General features: G+C 64.0%; 28 protein-coding genes and 2 pseudogenes. 16 read left to right on the top strand and 14 right to left on the bottom strand.

Annotation, left to right across the window (positions count from 1 at the left end; translation table 11 throughout):
• The first annotated feature begins 119 nt into the window (after positions 1–119).
• Positions 120–593 (top strand): DUF4442 domain-containing protein, encoded by a 474-nt coding sequence (locus ACPDZI_RS11555; protein WP_438833145.1) that lies wholly within the window; start codon positions 120–122, stop codon positions 591–593.
• Between the two features lie 38 nt (positions 594–631).
• On the opposite strand, the gene ybcJ is transcribed toward ACPDZI_RS11555, so the two are convergent.
• From ybcJ to ACPDZI_RS11535, 4 genes and pseudogenes are all read right to left on the bottom strand, one after another.
• Positions 632–865 carry a ribosome-associated protein YbcJ gene (ybcJ, locus tag ACPDZI_RS11550; RefSeq protein ID WP_194759638.1) on the bottom strand — a complete coding sequence of 78 codons (234 nt, stop codon included), beginning with the start codon at positions 863–865 and terminating at the stop codon, positions 632–634.
• A gap of 189 nt (positions 866–1,054) precedes the next feature.
• On the bottom strand, positions 1,055–1,459 hold the full coding sequence (locus ACPDZI_RS11545) for a MaoC family dehydratase (protein ID WP_146061762.1): 405 nt from the start codon (positions 1,457–1,459) through the stop codon (positions 1,055–1,057).
• Positions 1,456–3,239, bottom strand: a pseudogene (locus tag ACPDZI_RS11540) (class I poly(R)-hydroxyalkanoic acid synthase). The gene ACPDZI_RS11545 and the pseudogene ACPDZI_RS11540 overlap by 4 nt, the downstream one beginning before the upstream one ends.
• A gap of 93 nt (positions 3,240–3,332) precedes the next feature.
• On the bottom strand, positions 3,333–3,683 hold the full coding sequence (locus ACPDZI_RS11535; RefSeq protein ID WP_438833144.1) for a phasin family protein: 351 nt from the start codon (positions 3,681–3,683) through the stop codon (positions 3,333–3,335).
• A gap of 318 nt (positions 3,684–4,001) precedes the next feature.
• On the opposite strand from ACPDZI_RS11535, the gene ACPDZI_RS11530 reads away from it, so the two are divergent.
• From ACPDZI_RS11530 to pdxY, 3 genes are all read left to right on the top strand, one after another.
• Positions 4,002–4,568: a VC2662 family protein gene (locus ACPDZI_RS11530; RefSeq protein ID WP_268031049.1), complete on the top strand. Its 567-nt coding sequence runs from the start codon at positions 4,002–4,004 to the stop codon at positions 4,566–4,568.
• Between the two features lie 78 nt (positions 4,569–4,646).
• On the top strand, positions 4,647–5,402 hold the full coding sequence (locus ACPDZI_RS11525) for a DUF429 domain-containing protein (RefSeq protein WP_341670881.1): 756 nt from the start codon (positions 4,647–4,649) through the stop codon (positions 5,400–5,402).
• 463 nt (positions 5,403–5,865) lie between these two features.
• A complete protein-coding gene (gene pdxY, locus ACPDZI_RS11520) occupies positions 5,866–6,729 on the top strand; it encodes a pyridoxal kinase PdxY (protein ID WP_438833143.1) in 864 nt (287 codons plus the stop codon).
• 175 nt (positions 6,730–6,904) lie between these two features.
• Here pdxY and ACPDZI_RS11515 read toward each other — a convergent pair whose 3' ends face one another.
• From ACPDZI_RS11515 to cyaB, 5 genes are all read right to left on the bottom strand, one after another.
• Complete coding sequence (locus ACPDZI_RS11515; protein WP_438833142.1) at positions 6,905–7,237, bottom strand: antibiotic biosynthesis monooxygenase family protein; 333 nt, start codon at positions 7,235–7,237, stop codon at positions 6,905–6,907.
• A 116-nt stretch (positions 7,238–7,353) separates the two neighbouring features.
• Positions 7,354–8,472, bottom strand: coding sequence for a glycerol dehydrogenase (locus ACPDZI_RS11510; RefSeq protein ID WP_270826274.1), 1,119 nt, complete (start codon positions 8,470–8,472; stop codon positions 7,354–7,356).
• A 267-nt stretch (positions 8,473–8,739) separates the two neighbouring features.
• Complete coding sequence (locus ACPDZI_RS11505; RefSeq protein ID WP_041217453.1) at positions 8,740–9,246, bottom strand: GNAT family N-acetyltransferase; 507 nt, start codon at positions 9,244–9,246, stop codon at positions 8,740–8,742.
• Positions 9,247–9,415: 169 nt separating this feature from the next.
• The gene (locus tag ACPDZI_RS11500) at positions 9,416–9,808 is read right to left on the bottom strand and encodes an NUDIX hydrolase (protein ID WP_190284239.1); all 393 of its coding nucleotides are present in this window, start codon (positions 9,806–9,808) and stop codon (positions 9,416–9,418) included.
• Entirely contained in the window at positions 9,805–10,377 is a 573-nt protein-coding gene (cyaB, locus tag ACPDZI_RS11495) for a class IV adenylate cyclase (protein ID WP_270826273.1), read from the bottom strand. Before cyaB ends, ACPDZI_RS11500 begins: the two co-directional genes overlap by 4 nt.
• Before the next feature lie 356 nt (positions 10,378–10,733).
• Between cyaB and ACPDZI_RS11490 the strand changes: the two genes are divergently transcribed.
• The 4 genes from ACPDZI_RS11490 to ACPDZI_RS11475 all read left to right on the top strand — a co-directional run bounded on the left by ACPDZI_RS11490 (position 10,734) and on the right by ACPDZI_RS11475 (position 13,043).
• Positions 10,734–11,579, top strand: coding sequence for a DUF5718 family protein (locus ACPDZI_RS11490; protein ID WP_438833141.1), 846 nt, complete (start codon positions 10,734–10,736; stop codon positions 11,577–11,579).
• Positions 11,580–11,740: 161 nt separating this feature from the next.
• Positions 11,741–12,073 (top strand): YnfA family protein, encoded by a 333-nt coding sequence (locus ACPDZI_RS11485; protein ID WP_011706244.1) that lies wholly within the window; start codon positions 11,741–11,743, stop codon positions 12,071–12,073.
• 66 nt (positions 12,074–12,139) lie between these two features.
• Complete coding sequence (locus tag ACPDZI_RS11480) at positions 12,140–12,598, top strand: GNAT family N-acetyltransferase (RefSeq protein ID WP_438833140.1); 459 nt, start codon at positions 12,140–12,142, stop codon at positions 12,596–12,598.
• Between the two features lie 7 nt (positions 12,599–12,605).
• A complete protein-coding gene (locus ACPDZI_RS11475) occupies positions 12,606–13,043 on the top strand; it encodes an acetyltransferase (RefSeq protein WP_270826270.1) in 438 nt (145 codons plus the stop codon).
• A gap of 63 nt (positions 13,044–13,106) precedes the next feature.
• On the opposite strand, the gene ACPDZI_RS11470 is transcribed toward ACPDZI_RS11475, so the two are convergent.
• Positions 13,107–14,492 (bottom strand): DEAD/DEAH box helicase, encoded by a 1,386-nt coding sequence (locus ACPDZI_RS11470; RefSeq protein WP_029301011.1) that lies wholly within the window; start codon positions 14,490–14,492, stop codon positions 13,107–13,109.
• Positions 14,493–14,651: 159 nt separating this feature from the next.
• Positions 14,652–15,128, bottom strand: a complete 477-nt coding sequence (locus ACPDZI_RS11465; protein ID WP_103826822.1) for a glutathione peroxidase — start codon at positions 15,126–15,128, stop codon at positions 14,652–14,654.
• A gap of 287 nt (positions 15,129–15,415) precedes the next feature.
• Here ACPDZI_RS11465 and ACPDZI_RS11460 point away from each other — a divergent pair, with 287 nt between their 5' ends.
• Entirely contained in the window at positions 15,416–16,024 is a 609-nt protein-coding gene (locus ACPDZI_RS11460; protein WP_016350596.1) for a 2OG-Fe(II) oxygenase, read from the top strand.
• A 200-nt stretch (positions 16,025–16,224) separates the two neighbouring features.
• Positions 16,225–17,214 (top strand): D-alanine--D-alanine ligase, encoded by a 990-nt coding sequence (locus ACPDZI_RS11455; RefSeq protein ID WP_017409536.1) that lies wholly within the window; start codon positions 16,225–16,227, stop codon positions 17,212–17,214.
• 78 nt (positions 17,215–17,292) lie between these two features.
• Here ACPDZI_RS11455 and ACPDZI_RS11450 read toward each other — a convergent pair whose 3' ends face one another.
• Positions 17,293–17,706, bottom strand: coding sequence for a VOC family protein (locus ACPDZI_RS11450; protein ID WP_270800827.1), 414 nt, complete (start codon positions 17,704–17,706; stop codon positions 17,293–17,295).
• 166 nt (positions 17,707–17,872) lie between these two features.
• Here ACPDZI_RS11450 and ACPDZI_RS11445 point away from each other — a divergent pair, with 166 nt between their 5' ends.
• Positions 17,873–18,634, top strand: a complete 762-nt coding sequence (locus ACPDZI_RS11445) for a tRNA-uridine aminocarboxypropyltransferase (RefSeq protein WP_252450771.1) — start codon at positions 17,873–17,875, stop codon at positions 18,632–18,634.
• A gap of 206 nt (positions 18,635–18,840) precedes the next feature.
• Positions 18,841–19,620 (top strand): TSUP family transporter, encoded by a 780-nt coding sequence (locus tag ACPDZI_RS11440; protein WP_011706235.1) that lies wholly within the window; start codon positions 18,841–18,843, stop codon positions 19,618–19,620.
• 82 nt (positions 19,621–19,702) lie between these two features.
• Here ACPDZI_RS11440 and ACPDZI_RS11435 read toward each other — a convergent pair whose 3' ends face one another.
• Both ACPDZI_RS11435 and ACPDZI_RS11430 read right to left on the bottom strand, forming a co-directional pair.
• The gene (locus ACPDZI_RS11435) at positions 19,703–20,557 is read right to left on the bottom strand and encodes a LysR family transcriptional regulator (RefSeq protein WP_438833139.1); all 855 of its coding nucleotides are present in this window, start codon (positions 20,555–20,557) and stop codon (positions 19,703–19,705) included.
• Positions 20,558–20,614: 57 nt separating this feature from the next.
• The gene (locus tag ACPDZI_RS11430; RefSeq protein WP_438833138.1) at positions 20,615–21,526 is read right to left on the bottom strand and encodes a DMT family transporter; all 912 of its coding nucleotides are present in this window, start codon (positions 21,524–21,526) and stop codon (positions 20,615–20,617) included.
• 172 nt (positions 21,527–21,698) lie between these two features.
• On the opposite strand from ACPDZI_RS11430, the gene ACPDZI_RS11425 reads away from it, so the two are divergent.
• From ACPDZI_RS11425 to ACPDZI_RS11410, 4 genes and pseudogenes are all read left to right on the top strand, one after another.
• Positions 21,699–22,586 carry a helix-turn-helix domain-containing protein gene (locus ACPDZI_RS11425; protein ID WP_438833137.1) on the top strand — a complete coding sequence of 296 codons (888 nt, stop codon included), beginning with the start codon at positions 21,699–21,701 and terminating at the stop codon, positions 22,584–22,586.
• Positions 22,587–22,647: 61 nt separating this feature from the next.
• A complete protein-coding gene (locus tag ACPDZI_RS11420) occupies positions 22,648–22,770 on the top strand; it encodes a hypothetical protein (protein ID WP_254902163.1) in 123 nt (40 codons plus the stop codon).
• Between the two features lie 77 nt (positions 22,771–22,847).
• A pseudogene (locus ACPDZI_RS11415) lies at positions 22,848–24,484 on the top strand (ATP-dependent endonuclease).
• 209 nt (positions 24,485–24,693) lie between these two features.
• Entirely contained in the window at positions 24,694–25,413 is a 720-nt protein-coding gene (locus ACPDZI_RS11410; protein ID WP_438833136.1) for a hypothetical protein, read from the top strand.
• The last annotated feature ends 27 nt before the right edge of the window (positions 25,414–25,440 follow it).

Below are 25,440 nucleotides of genomic sequence, written 5' to 3'. Positions count from 1 at the left end.
CCGTGCGGTTCCCTCTTTTTTGGGTGGTGAAATGGTGGCAAGCGTGATCCGCGTCCTTGTCGAACGCCAGCCATGCTGGCAACATGCTGTTTACATCAACTCGTCGGATCAGTTCGCATATGGATTTGCAACGTTTGAAGGCCAACCTGGCGCTGCGGCTCTTTGCCTGGCGCTACATCCCCGTCATCGGATTTTGTGCCCCCGTCATCGAAGAGATGAGCGCCAAGGCGCTGCGCATTCGCATTCCGCTTGGCTGGCGCACCCGCAACCACCTGGGCAGCATGTACTTCGGCGCGCTGGCCACCGGCGCCGATCTGGTGGGCGGTCTGCTGGTGATAGAGAAGGGGCGGCAGCGGCGCAAGAAGGTACACTTCGCCTTCAAGGATGTGCAGGGGGAGTTTCTGAAACGGCCCGAGGGGGACGTGCAGTTTGACTGCGCGGCTGGGGAGGAGATCGACGCCATGATCGACGAGTCGCTGGCGAGCGGTCAGCGTATCAACCGCCCCATCCAGGTGGTGGCCACCTGTCCGTCACTGAACGGAGATGAGGCGATGGCGCGCTTCGTGCTGACCCTGTCGATCAAGGCCAGCTGAATGCCAAAGGGCGCGTCGGCGCCCTTATTCAAGCGAGATCAGAGGATCTCGGGGCTGACGCCTGCTTTCACGACCACTTTCATGCCGTTGAAGTTGACTACTTGCTCGGCCACGATCTTGCAGCGTTTGCGGGTCTCGACCTGACCGTCCACCTCTACCAGCCCTTCGGCGACCAGCGCCTTGGCCGCACCGCCACAATCGGCCCAACCCTGATGTTTGATAAGGTCGCACAAGGCAACGAAGGGGTGGCCTTCGAGCAGAAACGTCTCCATGGAAAATCCTCTAGTGGATGAATGGCTGAAACAGCAGGGCGATTATTCTAGGCAGTTCGGGCCGCCAAAGAAAGGGCAAGGGCACTTGTCTGCAGGCAATTGTGGCTTGCAAGACCATTTTTGGGGCACACACCATAGCAGTCAGCCCGGCTGTGGCCGGGCTGACTGAGATCATGGGGCAAACCCTTTTCAGCCGAACTTCACCACGGCTTCACCGCTGACGGCGATGGCGCCGGTGGCCGTCAGGATGCGGGTGGCCAGGGTGATGATGGGCTTGTCGCTGCGCAGGGCGATGATCTCCACCTCTGCCGTCACCTCATCCCCCACAAACACCGGCTGCTTGAAGGCGAGGCTCTGACCGAGGTAGACGGTGCCCTTGCCCGGCAGCTGCTGGCCCAGCAGCCCCGAGAAGAGGCTGGCCAGCAGCATGCCGTGCACGATGGGGCGCTCGAACGGCGTGGTGGCGGCGAAGGCGGGATCCAGGTGCAGCGGATTGAAATCCTCCGACAACCCGGCAAACACCTCGACCTCTGCTGCCCCGAACCGCTTGGTCAGGCTGGCCTTTTGGCCCACCTCGAAGGGGAGTGTGCTCATGCGGGCTCCTCCTCGGGGGTCTGTGCAAAGACCGGGTTGAGCCGAACCTTGACGTAGCTGCCGGGCGCCGCTTCCAGCCCTTCGCTCGGGATGCGAGCGGGAAGGGGGCGGGATCCTCTTCCCGGCTCTGGATGAAGGCTGCCATCTTCGGCCACCAGGAGCCTGGGGTATGGCTTGCGCCGGCGAGCCACGCCTCGGGGCTGGTGGCCTCGGCGTCGTTCTGCCAGAAGCCGTACTTGTTGGCGTCCGGCGGATTGACGATGCCGGCGATGTGGCCCGATTCAGCCAGGATGAAGTGCTGCTCGCCACCGAACAGCTTCATGCCCTGCCAGGTCCCTTGCCAGAGGGCGATGTGATCGTCCATGGCCGAGACCAGCAGCACCGGGGTCTTCACCTTGCCGAGATCGATGCGGGTGTGGCGGATCTTGAGCTCTCCCTTCACCAGCTGGTTCTCCAGATAGAGCCGGCGCAGCAGGCTGCTGTGGGTCTTGCCTGCCACGTTGGTGCTGTCGCTGTTCCAGTGCAGCAGATCGAACGCCACCGGACTCTGCCCCTTGAGGTAGCTGTCGATGTAGTAATTCCAGTAGAGGCTGTTCTCCCGCAGCAGGCTGAAGGAGACCGCCAGCTGGCGCCCGTCCATGATGCCCTTGGCCTCGTTCTGGGCTTCCAGCGCCGCAATGATGGGCTCGTGGATAAAGATGCCAAGTTCCCCCGGTTGGGAGAAGTCGAGCAGGGTGGTGAACAGGGTGGCGGAGCGAACCCGCTGCTTCTGGCGCCTGGCGGCCAGCCAGCCCATGGCCAGGGAGAGGGCGGTACCGCCGATGCAGTAACCGATGCCGTGCACTTCGCGCTCGCCGGTGGCCGCCTCCACACCATCCAGCGCGGCGATGACCCCGTCTACCACGTAGTCGTCGATATCGATGTCGGCCTGGGCCGGACCCGGGTTGCGCCAGGAGATCATGAACACCGTCTGACCCTGGGCGACCAGCCAGGCCACCAGGGAGTTCTGGGGCCGCATGTCCAGGATGTAGTACTTGTTGATGAAGGGCGGCACGATCAACACCGGGGTCCTGGCTACCGTTTCCGTGGTCGGGCTGTACTGAATGAGCTCATGCAGCTCGGTGCGCTGGACTACCCGGCCCGGCGTCAGCGCCAGATCCCGGCCGAGCTCGAAGGCGGACTCGTCGGTCAGCCGGATGTTGAGCTGATCGGCGCTGCGCTCGAGATCTTCGGCCAGCAGCGCCAGCCCGCGCACCAGATTCTGGCCGTCAGACTCCAGGGTCAGCTTGAGCAGCTCCGGGTTGGTGGCCAGAAAGTTGCTGGGGGCCATGGCGTTGATGTACTGACGGGTAAAGAAACGCAGCCGCTCCCGGCTCTTCTGGGGCACCCCCTCGAGGGCATCCACCGAAGCCAGCAGGTGCTTGGCGGTCAGCAGATAGGATTGTTTGAGGTAGTCATAAATGGGCTGCTCGCTCCAGGCGTCGGCCTTGAAGCGGCGATCGCTGCGCTCCGGGGCGATGAGCGGTTCGCTCTGCTGGCCTGCGCTTTTGAGCAGGGTGTGCTGCATCAGCTTGAGCTGATCCTGCCACCAGTTCATCTGGGCATTGATCAGTTGCCAGGGCTGCTGGCTACCCTGCTCCAGCACCTGGCCGAGGTCGTCGAGATTGGTCTGCAGCAGGGCTTGGGCCGTGCGCTCGGTCTGCGCCTTGGCCATGTCCAGCAGCTTGTCGTTGTAGTGGGCCAGGGCCTCGAACAGCGGGCCGTAAGATGATTGGCTCATGTTCTCTCCTTCACCCATCCCCGGCGCAGGGCGAGCCTGTCGTGACGGAGCATGGGGAGATGTGGCTGCCCGTCGCGGGCAGCCAGGGGGATATCAGGCCTTGCCCGTGCTCTTTTTGATGCCGTCAGCAGCCAGGGCGTCGAGGTCGTCCTTGAACTGCTGGCCGAGGGTATTGAGCTTCTGGATGTCCTCCAGCATCTGGCGGGAGAGCTGGCTGGCGGTCTCCAGCTGGACGGTGCCGAGGGCCGCCAGGCTCTGGGCATCCTGCACCTTGCCAGCGGCCTGCAGCTGGTTCAGCCCCAGCTCGGCATAGGCGTTGGCGGACGCCAGTTGCAGCCGGGTCAGCTGCTCGATGTTGCTGGCCAGCAGCTGGTTGTAACGGGTGAGGGGGGCGGCAAAGCCTTGCATCTGCTCGGTAAAGGTCTTGATTACGTCCATATTCATCGCGTGTCTCCGTGGTTGGCAGAAGGTATTGCAAAAGAGCCGATGGGCCCATTCTTCGGTTACATCCGTTCGACTACATCCTTAAGTCGTCACGTGTCGTTTGCTCTGTTCAAACGCACGTTTAGGCATTGTGTTACCAAATGAGGCTTGATGTAAATAATATAAATGTTAATTTTGGGCTAAACATTGATTCTGGTCTGTCCAGTTTGATTGGCCCGACTCAGACGAGGGGTGACGCAGCCACGTCCGTTTGGTCTCGTTCCCAGGCCGCGGGGCTGGTAGGCTGACGCCACTCCCTGAGTCTTGAGGAATGCATCGATGAAACCTGCTCGCCTGCTGCTTGCCCTGGGGGCTGCGACCTTTGGTGGCGGCGTTGCCCACGCCAGTACCCCTGTTCAGCTCTCTTTGCCCGGCGTCAATCTGCCCGCGTCCCATCAGGTCGAGGGGGCCAGAGCCTCTGTTTTCTATGGGCGCACCGGTCAGGTGAAGGGGATCGATCTGCCTGTCTTCGCCCTTTCCGACGTGGATCAATTCACCGGTCTGCAGCTTGGCATCTTCCTCGGCGCCGGCCGGGTACGCCACCAGTTCGGCGGGGTGGCGATCAACGCGGTCAACTGGCACGAGGGGCAGGACAAGGGCGTCAACCTTGGCTTCGTCAACCTGACCAACAATGTACAGGGCCTCAACTGGGGTGCCGTCAACATCGCCAAGGGCAATGCCCTGGCCAACGTCGGCTTCGTCAACTATGCCGAGCGCACCACCTTCCAGCTGGGCTTCATCAACGCCACCAAGCATCTGGACGGCCTGCAGATTGGCCTCGCCAACTACGCTGAGAACGGGGTTTTCCCCATCTTGCCACTGATCAATTTCAAGAAATCCTTCTAAGCCGCGCCGCCAACCTTGCTTTAGGGGCTCCAGCCATTACCCTGTGCTGCATTGATAGCGTGCAGAGGTGACACTGGCATGACAATGGAACACATGGATGCCATCGGCATCGGCTGGGACGTAAGAGGCTGGCAGGGCAGTGCCCAGGCGGTGGCCGTGGTGGGGTGGCAGGCGCGTGAACAGCGGCTGCACTGGTTTGGGGTATCGCCCCTGTTTCGACTGAGCTCACGGGTTGCGCCGGATCTGGATGCCTTGTTGCGCCCGGCGCTGCACGACGAGATCCACCTGCTGCAGGTGCTGGCCTGCCCGCAGTTGGCGCTCGGGATCGACGCACCGCTGGCGTTTCCTCGCGCCTTGGGCGAGCTGCTGGCGGGGAGGGCGACCGAGTGCGCCGTGCCCCAGCGCGAGATAGACAACCCTTATGCCTATCGGGACTGCGAGCGCTGGCTGCACCGGCAATATGGCAAGAAGCCGCTCTCGGCCACCTTCGACAGGCTCGGCAACAACGCGACCCTGGCGCTCGCCATGCTGCCCCGACTGGCCGACTTGCAACTGGTGCCCAAGCAGCAACCGCAGGCCGATCGCGCCGTGCTGGAGGTCTATCCCGCTCTTGCCAAAGTGGGGGGCAAGGCATCGACGGTGCGTGCCGAGCTGCTGGCGCATCTGCCGGACGATGTGACGGCGGGGACCGATCGCTACGATGCTGCCATCTGCGCCCTGATGGCGCTGCAATATGCCGCCAAGGGGAGCGTTTCCCTGTTGCCGGCACTGGTGGCGCCGCCCGCGGAGATGGCTTTGGACGAGGGTTGGGTCTACCACTTCGCTCGCCCTTGATAAACCGGATCGGGCCGACCAGCCCGATCTGTCCTTTGGCCGGCTGGTTATACCTTCACTTGCACCGACGCCGTTGCCTCCTTCCACTACATTGCCTTGCTGCCTTGCTGCCTTGCTGCCTTGCTGCCTTGATGGCCGATGGCCGATGGCCGATGGCCGGGGCTGCCGCAGGTATCTGCCGGTTTACTCGTCATCAAATGGCTCTACGCACAAAAAGCTCACTTGTTAATCTCATATGCCATCAAACAAGAGTTTTGTACCACCTTATCAAGCCATGTCGGCCATGCTCGCGGTTGCAAGCTGCGGCATGTCAGTGTAGAGGGGGCCGGTGATGGCAATGGCAACCAGCGTCATCGAGGATTTTGCCGACCAAATAAGGGTTTGTGCTGATCAAGGGTGGAAGATCAATATCTTCATCCGATATATTGCGCCTTTCCCCTGACTCTTCTCTGCGGTGATGTCGATGAAACGCATTCTCTCTATCCAGTCCCACGTGGTGTTCGGCTGTGCCGGCAACAGCGCCGCCGTGTTTCCCATGCGCCGTCTCGGTATGGAGGTATGGCCAATCAACACGGTGCAGTTCTCCAACCACACCCAATATGCGGCCGGTTGGCAGGGCATGGCGATGCCCGCAGGGCATATCAGCGCCCTGTGTGAGGGGCTCTCGAATATCGAGGTGCTGGCCCACTGCGACGCCGTGCTGAGCGGTTATCTGGGCTCGGCGGAGCAGGGGGACGAGATCCTGGCGGTGGTGGCCGCGGTCAAGGCCGCCAATCCTGCCGCCATCTATTTTTGCGATCCCGTGATGGGCCACCCGGAGAAAGGGTGCATCGTCGCCCCTGGGGTGACCCGTTTCTTGACCGAGCAGGCGCTGCCGGCGGCCGACATCATGGCCCCCAATCTGCTGGAGCTGGAGACCCTGTGCGACGTCCATCTGACGGATTTGGCGCAGACGCGGGCCGCCGCCCATCAGCTGCTGGCACGCGGGGTGAAGATGGTGCTGGTCAAGCATCTTGGACGTGCCGCTCGCGAGCCGGGCCGTTTCGAGATGCTGCTGGCCACCCCCGAGGGGGATTATCTGATCGACCGCCCGCTCTACGAGTTTGCCCACCAGCCGGTGGGGGTGGGGGATCTCATCAGCGCGCTGATGCTGGCCAATCTGCAGGCGGGTTACGATGCCGTCAGCGCATTCGAGCGCACCAACGCGGCGGTGGATACGGTACTGCTGCACACCTGGCAGGCCGATGCCTATGAGTTGCAGCTGATCGCGGCCCAGGAGGCCTTTGCCGCCCCCCTGATCAAGGCGCGGGCCGAACGGCTGGCCTGATCTTCCCATCGGGGGCCAAGTCTGGGCGCGGATGATCCGCGTTCAGCTTGGCCCCCTGATCATCTTTCCCCATCTCTTAGTTAACAGTCCACCCCTGCGCCGCTTATCTGGTTGCACACCGAGTGGGGCAATGTCGCCTCAGCCGTCACCTTGGCCCTGACACCGGGCATCCGGTTCAGATCAGGCCGTTATTCTGTTCCCGCTGCTCTGCCTCATCGAATGTGACCTGCTGGTAGTGCTCGACCGTGGGGAAGGGATCGTAGAAATGATGGAGCAGGGCCTTCCACTGCTGGTACTGGGGTGAGCCACGAAAGCCCTGGGTGTGATCTTCGAGGTGCTGCCAGTTGACCAGCAGCAGATAGCGGTGGGGATCGGTCAGCGAGCGCTGAAGCTGGTGTCCGCCGTAGCCCTGCATGGTGCTGATGATGCGCTGGGCCTGGGAGAATGCCAGTTCGAAGGCGGCAGCCTGACCGGGGATGAGCTGCAGATGGGCGACTTCCAATATCATGGTGACTCCTTGTCCCAAGGATAAAGGGGCCATTGCAGCAGGTTGGGCAGGGAATGACAAGGCCGGCCGCAGGGGCCGGCCTTGTCGGTGTGATCACGGCTTTGCTTGAGTGCCGATCAGGCGCGTGGGTGACGGGCCCGGTAGCGCTCGGCCATGGCATTGGCCGCGATCATGGCGTGGTAGACATCCTGCTCGCTGACGCTCATCGGCATGTTGCCCATGGTATCGAGGGGATCGCAGGCAAGCTTGGCCACCTGGCGCCACTCGCTCTCCACGAAACGGCTCAGCCCCATCTCCTGCAGGGTCATGGGCAGGCCGGCCAGCTGAATGATGCGCATCACCTCGTCCAGCTCGGCCTGGGGCGCGCGCTCGAGTACCAGCTGGGTGAGCAGGCCAAACACCACCTTCTCGCCGTGCTGGGCCCGGTGCAGATCCGCCACCACCGACATGCCGTTGTTGACCGCATGGGCCGCCGCCAGGCCGCCCGCTTCGGCGCCCACGCCGCTCAGATAGATGGTGGCCTCGATGGTCTGCTCCAGCGCCGGGGTGGTGACATGGTGGCGCACCGCGTCCATCGCCAGCTCGATGTTCTCTCCCAGCAGCTCGTAGCAGAGCCGGGCCAGCCCGAGGCCGGTGCGGGAGGGGCGCTTGCCCACCAGATTGATGCCGTCCGCCCGGTAACAGGCACGGGCCTCGAAGTAGGTGGCGAGCGCATCACCCACGCCGGCGGCAAAGAAGCGGGCGGGGGCCGCCGCTATGATGGCGGTGTCGGCGATCACCACGTCCGGGTTCTGGGGCAGGAACAGATAGCGCTCGAACTCACCCGCCGGGTTGTAGATCACCGCGAGGGCGGTGCAGGGGGCATCGGTGGAGGCGATGGTGGGAAACAGCACCACGGGGCGGCGCAGGTAGAAGGCCACCGCCTTGGCGACATCCAGGGTCTTGCCGCCGCCGATGCCGACGATGACGTTGGCTCCCTGTTGCTCGGCCAGATCGCACAGGCGGCGGATCTCGATGTCGGTGCATTCGTAGTTGAACTTCTCGACCGCTCCCTTCAGACCTGCCTGCAGCAGGCCGGCCAGCGCCTCTTCCCGCACTCGCTCCAGAATGAACTCGTCGCTGATGAGCAGGGCGTTGTCGCCGAAATCTTTTACGTGATCATGGAGTTGGGGCAGCAGATCGTGGCCGATGATGAACTTTTTGGGGGAGGTGACGGTACGAGGCAGGATAGGCATGCAGTATTCCTCAAGGCAGTGAGCAGCATCCGTTTGGTATGCAAACGGGTCTTCCTGCCACACCATACGCCTCGTCTGGCGTGAGGTGAAGGAACAATTGTATGCAAATGGGGCTATAGCAGATTCAAAATTAATCCTGGCGCTGCTTTGATGGTTTTCTGAAAGCTGAAGGGGTAACGCAACGCGCCCTCCATGGGGAGGGCGCACTGTGGCTACAAAGTAGGGACGAGCAGGGTAGAGGTGTGCGAAGCGGAGGCGGTGCGCGGCTCAGAGCTGCTTGTAGAAGAAGAGGGTGGCTGCCAGGGTGCCGTCGGCACTGCGGGCAAAGGCGGGGATCTGGCCCGCCTCCTGGTAGCCGAGCTGGCGATAGAGGCGGGAGGCGGCATCGCCCACCCGGGTGTCGAGCACCAGCAGGCTGCGACCGGCCTCTTTGGCCCCTTGTTCCATGCTGGCCATCAGGGCACGGCCGACACCCTTGCCACGGTGGAGACTGTGCACCATGAGTTTTTCCACCTCGGCGCGGTGACGGCCATTGGCCTTGGTGCACAGCGAGAGCTGGAGGGCACCGACCAGCTGGTGCTGAAGGAAGGCGACCCAGAGCCGGCGGCTGCCCGCGGCCAGCTCCGTCTCTATGCCCTGCCAATAGACGAGCCCCTGCTCTTCGGTCAGCGGCGGCAGAAAGCCCACCGACGCGCCGCTGGCGACGCTGTCTTGCAGCAAAGTGATGAGGGCAGGTTTGATGCCCTGGGTGGTATCAACCTCAACTATGTCCATCAGGAGTCCTTGTCAACGAAGTTCACGCCGTCGGCCCGGTCTGCCGCGGCGCCTGCCGCCAACGGGACCGGCGGCAGGATGACTGGCTAGACTCGCCGTTTCTGCCGCCAATTTCAAGTCGTTGTCGCTCGCCGGGTGCGCCCGATCACGCCCTCCAGGCGGGTTTCCCTCAGCGGATGAGCTTCTGTTCGACCAGCCAGGCAAACAGCAGCCGGGAAACCGGAGAGATCTCGGCCATATGGCGGCTGTCGAGCCAGCGCAGCTCGGCGATCTCCGCCGAGGCGACGGGAGTGCCGTCAGCCTCGCCGGTGTAGCAGCGCAGCTTGACGTTGACCCCCTGCGGCTTGCCGTCGGCCTGAGCACTGAACTCGCAGGCAAACGCCAGGGTGTCGGGCTTGAGGGCCACGGCCAGCTCCTCCTCGATTTCGCGCATCAGCGCCGCCTCGTCGCTCTCTCCCGCTTCGCGCTTGCCGCCGGGAATGTAGTAGATCTGCTTGCCGTGGGAGCGGGCACAGAGCAGTTGCTGATCCTTGAAGGTCAGCCAGGCGAGTTTGTCGATCATGAACGTCTCTCTGGTGATGGGGTGGTGGCTTGTTCACACAGGGTGCGATAGGAACGGCTCTCCAGCCATTCGGGGTTCAGCCCAAGCTGGGCTGCCATGGACAGCAGTTGCCGGCGATAATCTGGCAGCAAGGTTTCGTCATCGGTCATGATGGCCAGTTCGGCAAAGTCGCCGAGTCCTGCCAGGTGATCCAGGGTGACGTGGAAGGGGCCGACGAAATAGATGCTGCGTACTTTGCGAAGGGTCAGTATCGGCTGGTAGCCCAGGGTGTGCAGCATGCTGATGGCCTTGTCGGCGTCGGTGATGTTGACCGCCTCGCAGCGATCGGGTTCGGGCCCCTTCACGATCCAGAGCCGGATGCCGGAGGGCTGCATGGTACGGATCAGCAGGCTCTTGCCCGCTGCGCTCAGGCTGCGGTCCGGCGTGTCGAAGTAGGTGTCCTGCTCCTGGTTGCGCTCCAGCATCACCTCGGGATTGAGGGCGGCGAGGGCTGTGGTGAAGGCCTCGACATCGCCGAGCCTGTATTTGAACTCGACCTCGAAGCGGCCCTGAAAGTGCTGTGCTGACATCGGCAGGCATCCTTGAGTGTGCGGATTGGCATGGCGGGCAGCCTAGCAAAGTTGGCGGGCTGGCCCAAGAGGCAAGGCGGCAGGATGTGGAAACGATCTGTTTCCGGTACCCATGGTTGATCAATGCGCAGCCTGTCGCCCTGATCAAGGGCAGGCGCTGCACACGGTCGAGCCAGTTCGGGCATGGCGGTTGTTCACAAGCTCGCCGAGCGGCTGGCAAAAGTTCGCGCTGGCGCACAGGATGGGGCGTGCAGGCTGGGCGAGGGCAGATCCCTGTGTTTTAATCCTCGCCACGTTTGCGGCAGCCGCCCCGTGCCGGGCCGCTGCCTTCGCTTTGGCAAGAGGCAGGTGAGAAGATGCAAGTGACAGCAGAGAGCAAGTTTATCGGACTCGGGGTGGCGGGCAATTTCGCAGGTCATCTGGAGCAGGCCGGCGAGGCCTCGGATTTCGTGGCGGTGGTGGTGCGCGACACCAGCGCCCCCAAGGCGCTGTTCCCCTTCTACGTGCCGGGCCACCCCGGCCAGCTCGGGGTCTTCCCCTTGAGCGGCGACGCCATCTTCTTGCCGGAAGCGGCGGTGAGCGGCGATGAGAAGGTGCAGGTAGAGCCGGAAGTGGCGCTCTGGTGCGAGCTGGAGTACGCGGGGGAGCAGGTGGTGGCCATCCATCCGCGCGCCTTTGGTGCCTACAACGACTGCTCCATCCGTCGTCCCAACGCCAAAAAGATCAGCGAGAAGAAGAACTGGGGCGAAGAGAGCAAGGGGCTGGCCCCCACGTTGCTGCCCCTTTCCCATTTCGCCGCCGGCTGCGAACTCGATGACTACCGCATCGCCTGCTATCTGGAGCGGGATGGCGAGCTGTACCCCTACGGGGTTGACAGCGCGGCGGTGGATTACAGCTACTTCCACGGCCAGCTGCTGACGTGGGCCATCGACAAGTTCAACCATCAGCAGGACGAGGGGCCGGCCGAGCACATCCAGGGGCTGCTGGCCCAGGCCGGGCGCCCGGCCCATGCCCTCATCAGCATCGGCGCCACCCGCTATACCCCGTTTGGCGAGACCCACTTCCTCAAGCCCGGCGACACCGCCTGCGTGCTGCTCTATCCGGCCAGCCGCTATGACGAGGCGACGATCCGCGAGGCTATTCGCACCCGTCAGTTCGGGCCGGACATGTCGGTGCTGCTGCAGGCGGTCAAGACTCGCTGATGACCTGGCCTTCCCCCGTGCTGGCGGGGGAAGGCCGGCTGCGTATTGCATCCGCTATCCCTCCCCCTCGCGTTTGTTGCCTGATCCCGCTTACCCGGTCCGGCCATTTGGCTTACCATTGCTCTTTTTGCCGAACACGTTGTTGAATAATGGGGTAGCCGATGGGCGAGTTGAAAACCATGGGGTTGTTTCTGGTGACGGCGCTGGCCGAGATCCTGGGCTGTTATCTGCCCTATCTCTGGCTGACCCAGGGGCGCAGCGTCTGGCTGCTGCTGCCGGCGGGGTTGAGCCTGATGCTGTTCGCCTGGCTCCTGTCGCTGCATCCGACCGCGGCCGGGCGCGTCTATGCCGCTTACGGCGGCGTCTACATCTTCGTGGCCATCCTCTGGCTCTGGCTGGTGGACGGCATCCGGCCCAGCCTGTGGGATCTGGTGGGGTCGCTGGTGGCCCTGTGCGGCATGGCCATCATCATGTTTGCCCCCCGCGAGGCGTGAAGCCGCATCGCCCGCAGCTCAAGGAGAAGAGGGATGACGCTCATCAGGGCTTGTACCCTGTAGGACATGGCCGGTCTGCTGGCGCTCTATCGGGAATTGCGCCCCCATGACCCTGCACTTGCGCCGGATGCTGCCCGTACGGCGCTGACGGCCTTGCTGGCGCAGCCCCATCTCCACCTGCTGGTGGCGGAGGTGGATGGCCAGCTGGCGGCCACCTGCCAGCTCGGCGTGATAGCGACCCTGACCAACGGCGGCCGGCCGTTTGGCATGGTGGAGCACGTGGTGACGGCCTCTGCGTTTCGGCGCCGGGGCATCAGCCGGCAGTTGCTGACCCATGCCCTTGCGCTCGCCTGGCAGCAGGATTGCTACAAGGTGATGCTGCTGTCGGGGGAGGGGCGCGAGGCAGCCCACCGGCTCTATGCGTCGCTCGGCTTCAAGGCCTGCATCGAGAAGGGGTTTGTCCTCAAGCAGGTCGACGCCATGGCGCCGGCCGGGCAGGCTCCAAACAATCAATCTATTGAGTGAGTACGATATGAGACTGGAACAGCCATCGCGCGGGGATTATCAGGCCCTGATCGCACTGTGGGAGGCGTCGGTGCGCGCTACCCATCATTTTCTGCCGGATGAGGAGATCGCCACCCTGCGCGAGCTCATTCTGGAACACTACTTTGACGCCGTGACCCTCACCTGCGCCCGCAACGACCAGGGTATCGCCGGCTTTTGCGGGGTGCACGAGGGCAACATCGAGATGCTGTTTGTCGACCCGGCGCTGCGCGGGGGCGGGGTGGGTCGCCTGCTGGTGGCCGATGCCATCGCCCGGCTGGGGGCGACCCGGGTGGACGTCAACGAGCAGAATGAACAGGCACTCGGCTTTTATCGCCACCTGGGCTTCGAGGTGGTGGGCCGCTCGCCACTGGACGGGCAGGGCAAGCCCTATCCGTTGCTGCATATGACACTGACAGGCCAGTGACACCGGCCCAGTAAAAAACCGCCCTCGGGCGGTTTTTTGTTATGACGGGATCAGGACGGCCTGTTACTCCTCGTTGGAGTTGTCCTGATAGTCGTCGCGCTGGGCTTTGGGCAGGCGGCGCATGGGGGTAAAGCCGATATCTTCGCCCACCACTTCCCGCTTGCGGGCTGGGGCAGGCTTCTTGCCGCCATCGCTCTTCGCCTTGCTCTTGCCTGCGGCGGATTTGCCGTTGCCGCCCTTGGCATTGGCGGCGCCACGGGCGCGCGGCGGGTTTTGTACCGGCTTGCTGCCCGGCAGGGTCTGCCGGCTCGGTTTGCCGCTGGGCTCATACCCTTCCAGGATCTCCACCGAGAGGGATTGGCCGATCAGCGCCTCTATCCCCTTGAGCTGGCCCAGCTCGTCCTGGCTCACCAGCGAGATGGCCTCGCCGCCACGACCGGCGCGGCCGGTGCGGCCGATGCGGTGGATGTAATCCTCCGCCATCTGGGGCAGCTCGAAGTTGATCACGTGGGGCAGCTGATCGATGTCGAGGCCGCGAGCGGCGATGTCGGTTGCCACCAGCACCCGCACCTTGCCTTCCCGAAAATCCGCCAGCGCCCGGTTGCGGGCACCCTGGCTCTTGTCGCCGTGGATGGCGACGGTATCGAGCCCGTCTTTTTGCATCTGCTGGGCCAGGCGATCGGCAATCTGCTTGGTGCGCACGAACACCAGCACCCGCTGCCAGTTGCCGCGGCCGATCATGTGGGAGAGTAGCTCGCGGCGACGTTCCCGGTCGACCTGGATGATGCGCTGGGTCACCTGCTCGGCAGCGGTGTTGCTGGGATCCACCTCGATCAGGGTGGGGTCGTTGAGCAGATCATCCGCCAGCGCCTTGATCTCGCTTGAGAAGGTGGCGGAGAACAGCAGGGTCTGCCGTTCGGCCGGCAGCGCCTTCATGATGCGGCGAATGTCGACGATGAAGCCCATGTCGAGCATGCGATCCGCTTCGTCCAGCACCAGCACTTCCAGCTCGGACAGGGTCAGCGCCCCCTGGGTCAGCAGATCCAGCAGACGGCCCGGAGTGGCCACCAGGATGTCGATGCCGAGCTTGATGGCATCCAGATTGGGCTTGATGCTGACGCCGCCGTAGGCGATCAGGGTGCGAAACGGCAGGTGGTGGGCATATTTGATGATGCTCTCACCCACCTGGGCAGCCAGTTCGCGGGTCGGGGTCAGCACCAAGGCCCGCACCTGACGGCGGCCACGGCCATGGTTGGCCAGCAGGCGCTGCAGCATGGGCAGGGTGAAACCGGCCGTTTTGCCTGTGCCTGTCTGGGCGCCGCCGAGCACATCCTGTCCGGCCAGAATGGCGGGGATGGCTTGTTGCTGGATGGGGGTTGGCTGTTCGTAACCCAGCTCCTTGACGGCCCGCAGGATGTGCGGAGACAGACCCAGTTCGTTGAATGACATGTTCGAGAGAGACTCCTCTGGTGAGCCTTGGGCTCAGCGGATGGCAGGTGCGCTGGCACCCGCCACAAGATGGAAATGATAACGGGGGCGTAATATAGCAGATGCGCGCCCTGCACGCAGCAGCCGTGTCGCGTTGTCCGGCCGCCGCGTGCAGCGGCCTCAGAGCAGGGCCTGGATATCGTCTCGCAGGCTCTCGGGTTTGCTGGTGGGGGCAAAGCGGGCCACTACCTTGCCGTCCCGGTCGATCAGGAACTTGGTGAAGTTCCACTTGACGTTCTCCAGCCCCAGCAGACCCGGTTGCTCCTTCTTGAGCCATTGATAGAAGGGGTGGGCCTGTTCGCCATTGACCTCGCACTTGGCCATGATGGGGAAGCTGACCGGATAGTCGAGGGAGCAGAAGCGGGCGATCTCCTCTGCATCTCCCGGCTCCTGGTGGCCAAACTGATCGCAGGGGAAGCCCAGGATCATCAATCCCTCGGGGCCCAGCTCCTGATAGAGCGCCTCCAGTCCGGTGTATTGGGGGGTAAAACCGCAGCGGCTGGCGACGTTGACCACCAGCACGACCTGGCCTTGCAGGGTGGACAAGGACAGTTCGGTACCGTCAAGGCGTTGCAGGATAAGGTCGGGCAATGACATGAAGCACTCCTGTTGCATGGGGCCCATTCAGGGCGTATCGCTCCACGGTAACGGGCGCGACGGCGCGGAGCAAGCGCCGCTTTCCCCTTTACCATGCAAGATCTGGCGCGGACTGAGGCCATTTGAGTGCGCCGGATCACTGGTTGGCGAGGGCGACCAGATAATGGGGGCCTTGTGCGCCCGGATAGCGTATTGATGGTGGGACTTCTGAGGATAAGCAAACCGGTTTGTGTCTTGCCCTGGAAGTCGCTAAAAAGCGCCCTCTCTCCACTTGTTGCGAGTCAATCTTGGACTATCAAGCCGTCATGGATGCCATTTACACCCGGGGATGGGTGATAGTGGATGATTTTTTAACCGCCGCCGAGGTGGATGCCCTCAAGGCGTGTCTGCCGGATGCGTGGCGGCCGGCGGGGATCGGCCGCGATGCCCTGCACCAGGACAACCGCGCCATTCGCCGGGATCAGATCCACTGGCTAGAACCCTCCCTCGGTGCGCCGGTGGCCGACTATCTGGCCCGCATGGAGGCACTGCGGCTGGCCGCCAACCGGATGCTGATGCTGGGGCTGTTCGACTACGAGGCCCACTTTGCCCGCTATCGCAGCGGTGACTTCTATGCCACCCATCGCGATGCCTTCGCCGGGCGCTCCAACCGCCGCCTCACCTCGGTGTTCTACCTCAACAACGACTGGCAACCCCAGGCGGGCGGGGTGCTGCGGATGTACGATGACGACGAGCAGTTTTTGATGGATGTCTCGCCCCGAGGCGGGCGACTGGTGCTGTTTTTATCCGAAGAGTTCCCCCACGAGGTGTTGCCCGCCAACCAGGAGCGCTACAGCATCGCCGGCTGGTTTCGGGTCAACGGCAGCGGCAACGGCCGGCTCGATCCGCCGCGCTGAGCTCTTTTCATCCAATTTCTGACACAGGCGGGAATTTTTATGGCCGTTGTCGGCGGATGGGGCTCCCATCGGCTGACAAGGCTCGATCTCCCTTGCTACACTGGCCCGCACTTATCTTCGTATCTGGCTTCGTCCGGTTTTAATGCGGTTGGGTTTTAAATGGTGATGGCGAAGCCGCTTTTCCCAAGGGATCACATCTAATGAAGAACATGCATGTCTTGCTGCTGTGTGGCGGCGGTGGCTCCGAGCACGAAGTCTCTCTGCGAAGCGCAAATTTTCTCGAGCAACAGCTCGGTCTTTTGCCTGGGGTCGACGTGACCCGGGTCGAGATGTTTGCCGACCGCTGGCTCAGCGCCGACGGCCGCGAATGCAAGCTGGGGCTGGACAAGCTGCTGTCGTTTGACAGCGTGGCCCGTCCGGTGGACTACGTGGTGCCCTGCATCCACGGCTACCCTGGCGAGACCGGTGACCTGCAATCCTTCCTCGAGCTGGCGGGCCTGCCTTATCTGGGCTGCGACGCCGAGGCGAGCAAGATCTGCTTCAACAAGATCAGCACCAAGCTGTGGCTCTCCGCCATCGGCATCCCCAACACCCCTTATCTGTTCCTGACCGAGCAGAACGACGCGGCGCTGAACGAGGCGAAAGCCGCGCTGGCCAAGTGGGGCAAGGTCTTCATCAAGGCGGCCTCCCAGGGCTCTTCCGTCGGCTGCTACTCCGCCAGCAACGAAGCGGATCTGGTGAAGGGCATTGCCGATGCTTTCGGTTACTCCGAGCAGGTCCTGATCGAAAAAGCGGTCAAGCCGCGCGAGCTGGAAGTGGCTGTTTACCAGTACGGTGACGAGCTGGTGGCCACCTACCCGGGCGAGATCTGCGTGCCGCAGGACAAGTTCTACACCTATGAAGAGAAGTACAGCAGCGCCAGTCACACCGAGACCGCACTGCGTGCCGAGGGGCTGACCCAGGCGCAGGCTGACGCCATTCACGAGTACGCGCTCAAGGCGTTCCGTCAGCTCAAACTGACCCACCTGTCGCGCATCGACTTCTTCCTGACCGAAGAGGGCGAGATCCTGCTGAACGAAATCAACACCTTCCCGGGCATGACCTCCATCTCCATGTTCCCGAAACTGCTGGAGCATCACGGTCACCGCTTCGCCGATTACCTTGAGCAGATCCTGCGCAAGGCGGTCTGAGGCCGGCGCCCGAGCAGGGCTAGCTGAATGATGAAGAGGGGCCTGCGGGCCCCTCTGTCGTTGTTGCGGTAGGCGATGTCACATGGGGTCAGGGGTGAACAGCCAGATGTGCGCCCCTTGTGGATCTGCAATCAGGGCCATGCGCCCGACCCCCGGGATATTCATGGCGGGCACCACCACGCTGCCACCGTGCTGGTTGACCCTGAGCACCCTGGTATCGACGTCATCCACCGCGATATAGGTTGCCCAGTGGGGTGGTACGCCGGCCATCTCGGGATTGCCCCGGGTGGCCTGCACGCCGGCGATCGGCCTGCCATTGGCAACCAGCATGGGGTAGTCGCCGCCTTCCATCGCCATGGTCTGGCTCTCCCAGCCGAGCACCTCGGTGTAGAAACGGATCCCGGCCTCGGCATCGGGCAGATAGAGCTCGTGCCAGGTGAAGGTAGTGCCTTCGGCCAGAGCGTGCTCGCGGGCAATATCTTGTTCTGCCATCGTCGTCCTCCTGTGTCCCATGCGTGGGTGCATGGGTTGACGACCAAGTATAGAGAGGCGTGGCCTCCCGGCTTGCCCCGGATGGGGGGCCTTGCTGCGCGGTGGACGGCTCGTTACAATCTGCCCCCTTTTTGTCCTGCCACAGGCATCGCCAGAGCCGCGTTCCATGAAGCCAATTCCCGATCACGCCGTCAATCGCCTGCGCATCTGGCGCAAGAGCGTCTCGACCCGACCCTTTCTCGCCCGTGGCGGCAGCGTGCCGCGCTGCGAAGCCTGTCAGCTGCGCCACGACTGGTGTGCCTGCGAATGGCGCCCCGAGCTCAAGGCCGAGGCCGGCTTCTGCCTGCTGATGTACGACAGCGAGCCGATGAAGCCCTCCAACACCGGCCGTCTCATCGCCGATGTGCTGCCGGATACCACCTGGGCGTTTCTCTGGTCGCGCACCAAGCCACATCCCGAGCTGCTGGCCCTGCTGGCGGATCCCGCCTGGCAGCCCTATGTGGTGTTTCCCGCCTGCGAGAAGGCGCCGGCCCGGCTCACCTCGGTGGTGACCCCGCTCCCTGGCAAGAAGCCGCTGTTCATCCTGCTGGACGGCACCTGGCCCGAGGCGCGCAAGATGTTCAACAAGAGCCCCTATCTGGACGGCTTGCCGGTGCTCTCCATCAAGCCCGATGCGCTCTCCACTTATGGCATGCGGGTAGCCCACTGCGACGAGCACCTGTGCACCGCCGAGGTGGCGGCCTGCGTGCTGGAGGTGGCCGGCGAGCTGGCGGCGGGACAGGCACTGCAGCTCTGGTTCAATCTCTTCAGCAGCCGCTACATGGCAGGCCGGGTCAGCCGGGCCCCCGGCGAGGATGAAGCTCACCTGCAGCAGGCACTGGCCGACATCAAGGGCAATGAGGCAACCTGCGCGCCCGATGCTGCCTGAACAAGGTGGGTGAGGGGGTCGGCATGCTTGCCAGCCGCTTCACAGGGGGGGCATTGATGAAAATCAGGAATCAATTGCCTGCCACTGTTTCGTTAGCTTCATGAGCCAAGCCCCATTAGGATAGCGACCAGCGTTGTTCATCAGGCTCATGGCGAGCCTGTGCCGTGCGGGCCCTTGCCGGCCCCGTCAATGTTGTGAGGCTATGGATGGAATTGGAACTGTTTACCCTGCTTGCCCTGTTTGGCGTGGCCCTGGTGGCCGGCTTTATCGATGCCATTGCCGGTGGGGGCGGCCTGCTGACGGTGCCCGCCCTGCTCGCCACCGGCATGCCGCCGGCGCTGGTGCTCGGTACCAACAAGCTGCAGAGCAGTTTTGGCTCCTTCTCCGCCACCTGGTTCTATGCCCGCAAGGGGCTGCTGGAGTGGCACATCATCTGGCCGGCGGTGATCTGCACCTTTATCGGCGCGGCGCTCGGCACCCTGGCGGTGCAGACCATCGACGCCGCCATCCTGGAGCGGTTGCTGCCCTTCCTGCTGATGGCCTTCGCCTGTTACTTCTTCTTCTCTCCCCGGGTGAGCGATGCCGAGAGCTCCCGCCGCCTCGCTCCCATGGCGTTCGCCCTGCTGGTGGGCGGTGGGGTGGGCTTCTATGACGGCTTCTTCGGGCCGGGCACAGGATCGTTTTTTGCCATCGGTTTCGTGGCGCTGGCGGGCTTTGGCATGGCGCGGGCTACCGCTCACACCAAGCTGCTCAACTTCACCTCCAACATCGCCTCGCTGCTGTTTTTCGCGCTGGGAGGCAAGGTGGTGTGGAGCGTCGGCTTCTGCATGGCGCTGGGCCAGTTCATTGGCGCCCGTTTCGGCTCGAAAATGGTGCTCAAGCAAGGGGTCAAGCTGATCAAGCCGCTGCTGGTGACCGTCTCCTTGCTGATGTCCGCCAAGCTGGTGTGGAGCCAGTACCCCGAGCTGTTTGCCTGGCTGGGGTAAGCGTTTTTCGCCGACAGCGGCAGTCACGGCTGTCAACACAAGGGGCCCGATCCGCAAGATCGGGCCCCTTGTGTTGTGGCGTTCAGCCGGCCAGCGGCTGGAAGTGGGCTTGCAGGGCCTGCACCAGCTGGGCGATGCGCGCACGCTTGAGGCTGTTTGGCCGATAGACCAGGTGTAGCGGGCGGGCGAGCCCGGCGAGGGGGCGAGCCTGGGTCCCCTGTGCGCCGACCAGCGCCAGCAGGCCGGCCGGCAGCAGCACAGGGCCGATCCCGGCCTTGGCCAGCTCGATCAGTGCCAGGTAGGAGTCGAGCTCCATGGCGGGGGTCAGGCCAAGGGCCGCCAGCGGTTCGCGCAGGTAGCGGTTGGAGGGGTTGTCCAGATCCATGGTGAGGATCTGGCGCAGCCCTTGATCGGCGTTTTTCCCCTCGCGCTGATCGCCCTCCACCAGATAGAAGGGCTCCTCCAGCAGCAGCCTGGCCTCCAGGCCGTGGCCGGGGGGCAGGCGCCCGGCGCAGATGCCGAGCAGGGCATCGCCGCTGCGCACCCGCGCCAGAATGACCGGAGTGTGGTGGGTGGAGAGGGCAAGGTGGGGATCTTGTCGCAGGTAGTCGTGCATGAAACGGGCGAGGTAGCCCGCCAGCAGGGTCTCGGAGCAGGCAACGGGTAGGGGAGTCAGGTCGGTGAGGGTCTGGCTGTCGGCCAGCACCCCCTTCATCTCGGCGAGGCTGGGAGCGACTCTGGCCAGCAGCTCTTGTGCCTGGGGGGTGAGCCTTATCTGGCGTCCGTCCGGCTCGACCAGTTTCTTGCCGAGGCGCTGCTCCAGCTGGGCGATGCGCTTGCTCACCGCCGACTGGCTGATATAGAGCCGGCTGGCCACCTTGGCCATGGTGCCTTCGCTGGCCAGCAGGCAGAGTGTCTCCAGCCCTTCCAGTAACATGTCGCCTCCCGTCATCTTCGTAGGAAGGCGTTACCTTAGGGGCTGGCGGGGTTGGGATCAAGCATCCTTCGCTGTCCTGACGGGGCGCAGGCGCCACTCCCGCAGGGGCGGTGCGAAGATCACCAGGTTGCCAAGCAGGCTGATCATGACCCCCACCACCGACACCGGCTGCCAGACGAACCCTTCGTAGAAGGTGGATAGCGTCAGCGCCACCAGAGGGAACAAGACGGTGGCGTAGGAGGCCTTGCTGGCGCCGATCCGCCCCACCAGGGTGAGGTAGGCCGTGAAGGCGATGACCGAACCGAACAGGGCGAGATAGACCATGGCCGCCAGGTAGTGACCGTCGGTCGGGATCACCAGCTGCTGGCCGAGCAGGGTGACCCAGCCCAGCAGCAACACCACCCCGTAGACCATGCCCCAGGGCACCAGTTGCAGCACATGGTAGCCCTGGCGCTGGCCGCGGGCCGAGACCAGGTTGCCGAGCGAGAAGCAGAGGGTGCCGCCACAGGCGAGCAGCAACCCCTTCCAGCCGTTTGCACCCAGTTGCGCATCCGCCAGCACCGGCCAGAACAGCAAGAGGGTGCCGAGGAGTCCCAGCAAGGATCCTTGCAGCCAGCGCAGGCCGGGTCTCTTCCCCTCGAACAGCCAGAGGTTGAGGCCGTTGAAGATGCTGGCACTGGCGAAGATCACCGCCGACAGGCCGCTCGGAATACAGAGGGTGGCGTGATAGAAGCAGAGGAAGTTGGTAGAAAAGAGCAGGCCGCCGAGCAGGGCGGCATAACGCTGACCCGCCCAGGGCAGGTGCGGGAAACGGCCGCTGGCGGTGAGCAGGGCAAACAGCGCCAGCGCCGCCAGGGCGAAGCGATAGAGCACCGAGACCTCGATGGGAATGGGGCCGAGCTGCCAGGCGATGGCGATCCAGGTGCTGCCCCAGATAAGGACGGTGGCAAGATAGAGCATCAGATTCATGGGGTATCCGGTGAGATGACAACGACATGGGATCAGCATGCAGCGGGCGGTGGCGGCGGGCTTACACCATCTTGCGGTTTTTTGCGGGCAGCCGCAGCCTTTGCCGCCGCGCCGCGTTAAGATGGCGCACAAGGGCCATCAGGCAAACAACAAGAGAAGAGGAACAGAGCGGGTGCTGCAGACTAAGCCGGCGGGAGTATTCGATGCACTGGTCAGCACGGGCGCGCGACTGGAGAACGCCTGCTGGCTGGAGCCCGGCCTTGGCGTTGCCAGCTGGCGCAACTGTTACGATCAGACCCGCTACCACAAGCCGGGCCACCATACCCTGAGCGTCTACCTGCAAGGGGGCGAGCAGACCGAGCGGCTGGACGGCCCGGGCGGCCACGGCGGCACCGGCAAGGTGTGCATCATGCCGGATCACCACAGATCCGAGTGGCTGGTGCGCGAGGAGTTTCGCTTCTTCCACCTCTACTTCACCCCGGCCCACCTGACCCGCATCGCCGAAGATGTGTGCGACAAGGAGGGGCGCCACCTGCTGCTGGAAGACAAGACCTTCATCGACGATCCCAAGGCCGCCACCCTGGTGCAGGGCCAGCTGATGCAGCTGGACTGGCAGCACCAGGTGGACCGGATGGCGCTCTCCCACGGCGCCTGGATGCTGATGTTGCACGCCTATCGCCACCACACCCGGGAGGCGCCGCCTCTGCCCGAGGTGCGTGGCGGCCTGGCGCCGGCGGTGATCCGGCGGGTGCAGGAGTACCTGCTGGCCCATCTGGCCGAGCCCGTCACCCTGGCCGAGCTGGCGCAGGAGGCGGGCCTGAGCGAATACCACTTCGCCCGCATGTTCGGCCAGAGCCTCGGCTGCCCGCCCCATCGCTACCTGCTGGGGCTGCGGCTCAAGCGGGCCAAGCAGCTGCTGGCCGGCGCCGACTCCCTGGCCAGCATCGCCATCCAGTGCGGCTTCTCGTCCCAGGCCCACCTTGGCAACCGCTTCCGGGAGGCGTTTGGTCTGACGCCAGGCCAGTGGCGCAGCCAGCTGTCATCCTCCTGTCACAGATAGGCGGCAGATTGGTTGGCAACGAGGAGGAGCCTCGTTCCTTCAACCTGCACAGGAGTTGCCCTTGAATCATCGCAAACGTCAGACCCGCACCCGCCACCTCTGGTTCAGCCACTGGAATGCCCCTCAGGGCCGCCTTGGCATGCCGACCCCGCCTGAACCGCTCGTTCCTCACAGTTCCCGCTGAAAATCGCCACGACCCGATAGGATTTTCCCGACAACTTTGCCACTATTGCGCCATCAGGATGGACTGGATATGGCCGCATGTTTCTGGAACGCATTGAAGTCAAAGGTTTTCGCGGAATAAATCGCCTCTCGCTCGGGCTGGACAACACCACAGTGCTCATCGGCGAAAACGCCTGGGGCAAGTCCAGCCTGCTGCGCGCCCTCTGGTGTCTTTTGGGTCAGGATGCCGAGCCCTATCAGTTCAGCAGCGATGATTTCCACCAGCCCGAAGATCCCGAACTCGAGCCGGCTCGCCACCTGCAACTGGTGCTCACCTTCAGCGAGCACAGGCCCCAGATGTGCCTGCACTCCCGTCGGCTGGCTAGACTTGGCGCGGCCTGGGTCAAGCACAAGGACAAGTTTCACCGCATTCACTACCGCGCCAGCGCCGAACTGCAGAGCGACGGCAGCGTCACCACCACCCACGACTTTCTCGACGGCATCGGTAAGAGCCTGCCCATCGACGATGCCCATGAGCTGGTCTGCCTGCTCATCACCATGAACCCGGTGTTCCGGCTGCGGGATGCCCGCACCGCCCGCAACGGGGTGGAGACCCTGCAGTGGGGGGATCTCTCCGAGCACCGGCTGAGCGAGCTGGCCGACAAGCTGATCGACGAGCCCCAGCGCATCGGCGAGCCCGAGCTCAAGGAGGCGCTGCAGGCGGTGCGCCAGCTGATGGATCACTACTTCAATGCGCTGGCCCCCATCAAGAACAAGCCGCGCAGCCAGCGGGAGATCGTCAATCGCCCCATGACCCTGCGCAACCCCGGCAATCTGCAGGCGCTGCTGCGCAATGCCGACAACCGGGCGCTGCAGCTGGCGATGGCGGGCATGGCGGCCACCCTGCTGCAGGCACGGGGCAACCGGGAGCTGGAGCAGGGCGCGCGCCCCATCATGATCCTGGAAGACCCGGAGAGCCGTCTGCACCCCACCATGCTGGCGCTGGCCTGGGGGCTGCTGGAGCAGTTGCCGGGGCAGAAGCTGCTCACCACCAATTCGGGGGACCTGCTATCTTCGCTGCCTCTCAACCAGATCCGCCGGCTGGTGCGCCGCCAGCAGGACATCGTCTGCCATCAGCTGGGGGGCGAGCGCTACAGCAGCGACGATCTGCGCAAGATTGCCTTCCATGTGCGCATCAACCGCCCCATGTCGATGTTTGCCCGCTGCTGGTTGCTGGTGGAGGGGGAGACCGAGATCTGGCTGCTCTCCGAACTCGCCCAGATCTGCGGCTACAGCCTGCGAGCGGAGGGGGTGCGGATCATCGAGTTCGCCCAGTGCGGCCAGTCTCCGCTCATCAAGGTGGCGCGAGATTTCGGCATCGAGTGGCATCTGCTCACCGACGGCGACGAGGCGGGGGTCAAGTACGCCACTTCGGCCCGCTCCCTGCTCAAGGGCGAACGGGAGCGGGATCGCTTGACCCAGTTGCCGGCGGCGGACATAGAGCACTACCTCTATCACAACGGCTTCGAGGCGGTGTTCCGGCGTGAAGCCGGTGTGGGGGGCGCTCGACCCTCAACGCCGGGCGCATCATCAACAAGGCGATTCACCACCGCAGCAAGCCGGGCATGGCGCTGGCGGTGGTGGAGGAGGCGGAGCGGCTCGGCGGCGAGCACATCCCGCCGGTGCTGCGTCAGATGTTCGCCCGGGTGGTGGCGCTGGCCCGCGGCCAGGGCTGACCGCTGCCAGCTCGGGCCGCAGCGGATGGCGAGGGCCCGGCATTCTTGGCTGGCAAGGCGGCCGGCTCCCGTTGCCGATGTCTGATCGCTAGTGGTCAATGACGGCCGTGCTCCCGGCAGGGATTGGGGATGGCGGCGGCTTTGGGTATACTCGGCCCCTTCATCCGGCGCCCATCGGCGCGTTCTGAATCCTTGCTGCTGGAGGCGTCATGTTTGTCCAACTCCCTTTTTGGCTCTTTCCCCTGACCGGCCTGATGGCGCTGGGGGCCCTCATCGCTCTGGGCCTGGTGCTCTGGCGCGGTGATCTCTGCCCGGGCCAGCGCTCGCGGATCATCACCCAGCTCTTCTCGGTCTGGGTGATCACCGGCCTCTCCCTGATGCTGGCGGTGGAGGCCAAGGCGGCCGACTGGCTGATCTGGAGTGGAGCTGCCGCCCTGATCCTGGGGGTGGTGCTGTCGCTGGCCCAATCCAGGCTGGAGGGCAAGCGCGCCATTCCCGCCACGCTGTTCTGGCTGCCAGCCATGCCGCTGCTGGTCTATGGCATCGGCTTGCTGCAGATCCAGGGCTGGCTTGGCGGCCTGCTGCAGATGGTATTGCTGGGGGCGGCCTTCGCCCATTTGATGCTGCTGCGGGCCCGTCACCGCCTGCAGGCGTTCAATACCCTGTTGCCGCTGGCCGGGCTGGTGGCCGCCATCCTGAGTCTGCTCTGGCTGGCGGTGCTGGTGGGCTGGCAGGGAAGCAGTGCCGGTCTCGATGCCCTGATCCCCGCTGTACTGACCCAGGCTGCCCTGCTGATCGCGGCCTTGCTGCTCTGGTTCAGCCCGCTCTATCGCCAGCAGGAGACGGCTCCGGTTGTGGTCTCCACCGCCCTGTGCGGTCTCATCATCGCCCAGCTTGCGGCGACCAACGTGCTACACCAGCTGGCCTGACAGACTGGCGTCATGAAAAAGCCCACC

This window comes from Aeromonas oralensis (assembly GCF_049665575.1).
Classification (GTDB): Bacteria; Pseudomonadota; Gammaproteobacteria; order Enterobacterales; family Aeromonadaceae; genus Aeromonas; species Aeromonas hydrophila.
The sequence above is the reverse complement of the archived record's forward strand: the minus strand, read 5'-3'. Positions and strand labels throughout refer to the sequence as shown.